Source organism: Streptomyces sp. NPDC028298, assembly GCF_055565895.1.
Genome location: NZ_JBVHTL010000007.1, coordinates 124,515 through 127,672, shown reverse-complemented (window position 1 = coordinate 127,672; position 3,158 = coordinate 124,515). Strand labels below are relative to the sequence as shown.

The 3,158-nt window shown below is 70.3% G+C and carries 2 protein-coding genes; one reads left to right on the top strand and one right to left on the bottom strand.

The features are described 5' to 3' along the window. Positions 1 to 92: 92 nt before the first annotated feature. Complete coding sequence (locus tag ACZ4TO_RS28995) at positions 93 to 1,481, bottom strand: aminotransferase-like domain-containing protein (RefSeq protein WP_468025640.1); 1,389 nt, start codon at positions 1,479 to 1,481, stop codon at positions 93 to 95. A gap of 583 nt (positions 1,482 to 2,064) precedes the next feature. Here ACZ4TO_RS28995 and ACZ4TO_RS28990 point away from each other — a divergent pair. Next, positions 2,065 to 2,991, top strand: a complete 927-nt coding sequence (locus ACZ4TO_RS28990) for a phytanoyl-CoA dioxygenase family protein (protein WP_468025639.1) — start codon at positions 2,065 to 2,067, stop codon at positions 2,989 to 2,991. Positions 2,992 to 3,158 lie beyond the last annotated feature (167 nt).

Here is a 3,158-nt window from a genome sequence, read left to right as displayed (position 1 = left end):
ACCCCCTCCCCCCCCCCCACCCCCCCCCCCCCCCCCCCCCCCCCCCCCCCCCCCCCCCCCCCCTTCCTCCCCCCCCCCTTGTTTTCCCCGCCTCACACGGCCTGCGGCTCCAGCAGCCGGCCGCCCCCCAGCGCCTGCGCGGCGCCGGCGCCGTGGCGGGCGCGCTGGTCCTGGACGAGTTCGCCCAGCCGCCCGACACCCAGGGCGATCTGCTCGGGGGTGAGCACGCTGAAGGAGAGCCGGGCCTGGCGGAACCCGGAGGCGCCGCCGTAGAAGTGGTCCATGGGCGTCCACAGCACACCGAACCGGGAGGCCGAGTACTCCAGCATGGCGTCGTCCGCCCGGAACGGCAGCGTGAGGACGACGAACATGCCGCCCTCGGGCGTGTTCCACGTGACGTCCTGCCCGGCGTCCTGCCGGGGGGCGAACACCGAGTGCAGGGACTCCAGCAGGGCTGCCAGGTTGCGGCGGTAGACCGCGGCCTCGCGGGCGGTGGCACGCTTGAGACTGCAGCCGTTCTCCAGCAGGTATCCGCCGATCACCGCCTGCGCGACGGTCGAGGTGTTGAGCGTGACCATGCTCTTCACCTTCGCGAGATGGTCGGCGAGCAGCACCGGCTCCTCGTGCGCGGCGCCCGTCGCCGTCACCGCCTGGTCGGCGATGACGTAGCCCACCCGGGCGCCGGCGAACGCGGACTTGGCGAACGACCCGAGGTGGATCACCCGGTGGTGCTCGTCCAGGGCCTTGAGCATCGGCAGCGCGGCACCGCCGGCACGGAAGAGGGAGTACGGGTTGTCCTCGACGACGAGGATCTCCTCGCGCCCCGCCAGCTCCAGCAGGGCGATACGGTCCGCCAAGGACATGCTCGCGCCGCTGGGGTTGGCGAAGTCGGGGACGACGTAACAGGCACGCGGCCGCAGACCCTCGCGCCGCGCCGCCCGTATCTGCCGCTCCAGGTCCTCCAGGTCGATGCCCCCGTCGTGTTCCCGTACCGAGCGCACCGGCGCGCCGGCCACCCGGGCCGCGCCGATGAACCCGACGTAGTTGGGGGTGGCGGCCAGGACGACATCGCGGGTGTCACGGACCAGGGTGCGCAGCAGCAGCACCATCGCCTCCTGGCAGCCGGTGGTCACCACGATGCTCTCCGGGTCGACCGTCAGCCCCTCGTCGACCTCCAGCTGGCGCGCTATGAGTTCGTGGATGAACCCCTTGGTCCGCCCGTACTGGAAGAACGTGCGCCGCACCTGCTCCGCGGAAAGGCCCTTCTCGCCCTCCAGATAATCCCGGAACGTGCCCAGGTGACGGGAGAGGTCGTCGACGTCGTAGAAGCCCTCGAACGGGCGGCCCGCGGAGAACGACACCGCCTGCGGATACCGTCCGGCGAGTTCGTTGAGCAACGTCATGGACGTGAGCGCGGGATCATCGACCGACGCGTGCAGATCGGTGACACTCAGCCGGATCGGGCCTGCTTTTTCAGTCATAGCACGTCATCCTCATCCGCCGGACAACTCAGCCTTGAGCTGGTGTCGGTTGAACGCCGTCTCGTCGGGGTGCTCAAGAACATATGTGGCTCCCCTCGAACGGCGAAAGAAAATCACTGGAGAAGGAGTCGATTCCCGCTGCCGAACCCTTTCCGTACAGCGGATTTCGTGCATCCTGTCCCGTCAGCGGGACAGCGCGGATCGGCATCCGGACCGCCGGGTGCGCAATACCCGAAGAGCGGGCGCGCTTTCGAGAAAGCCTTGAGTTCCCTGAGACGTTGACACCCTCCTGGGCGGCCGAGAGAGTAGGGAACTGCCGGGCGAACCGCGAGAAGACACGGGTATTTCCGCCGCGATCGGCCGGCGTCACCCGGCGAACGGCCGGGCCGTGAGCCGGGCCGCCGGCCGTCCGGCCGATGAGCGGCCGCATATCGGGCGATGCCGCGTCGATTCTCCCCATCACCCCGCACACGGCCCGCGCCGCATTTCACCGGAGCCGGCGGACGATACGCCGACACGGCTTCTCGCACCCCCCTTTCTTCACGCGGCAAGCGGCACCTGACACCCGAGAAGGAGTTGACGCATGACCACACTCGACGAAGGCGTGCTGGAGAAGGCGGCGAAGGAATACGCCGAACAGGGCTTCTCCATCATCCGCGACGTCATTCCCCAAGAGCTCCTCAAGGAGGCGGCCGCACACGTCGACTGGCTCACCCGGAAGTACCCGGACCTGCGTCCCGAGCACTTCCACCACCCCCTGATCCGCAACGACGCCTTCTGGGCCCGCCTGGTCTCCGACCCCCGCCTGGTCGACATCGCCGAGTTCTTCCTCGGCCCCGACCTCGCCTGCTTCACCGCCCACTACATCTGCAAGCCCCCCTACAGCGGGCAGCCCGTGCTGTGGCACCAGGACGGCGCCTACTGGACGCTGAGCCCCATGGAGGCGCTGACGGTGTGGCTCGCCGTCGACGAGAGCAGCACCGAGAACGGCTGCCTGCGCATGATCCCCGGCAGCCACGAACTGCCGCTGCACAAGCCCTCGCGGCGCACGGACACCGACAACATGCTCTTCTCCGCCTCCGACGAGGACATCGTGCAGGAGTGGATCGACAAGGCCGGTGTCGTGGACATCGAGCTCAAGCCGGGCGACGTCTCCATCCACCACCCCCACCTGCTGCACTACTCGGAGGCCAACACCTCCGCCAAGCGGCGCTGCGGCCTGGACATCGGCTACATCGCCACGACCACGCGCATCCACAGCGAGGGGATCTACCTCGACCCGCTGCTGGTCCGCGGAACCGACGCGGCCGGCCTGAACAACTACCGGCCCTTCCCCACCTACCAGGAGGGCGAGACGATCCCCTTCGCCGGCCAGGAGGACTGGAACGACACGGTCGCCAAGCTCAACGCGGCCCTGCCCTCGCGCACCCGGGACCTGCCCGAGGAGAGCCCCATCGAGACGACCCGGCACATGATCGAGCGTCTGCGCGCGGGCACCACCAAGGGGTGAGGCTCCGCACCGGCCGACGGTGCGCCGCCCGGCGCGGCGGACCGTCGGCCACCGGCACACGGCAGGGGGGGGGGGGGGGGGGGGGGGGGGGGGGGGGGGGGGGGGGGGGGGGGGAGGGAGGGGGGGGGGGGGGGAGGGAGGAGGGGGGGGGAGGGGGGGGGGGGAAA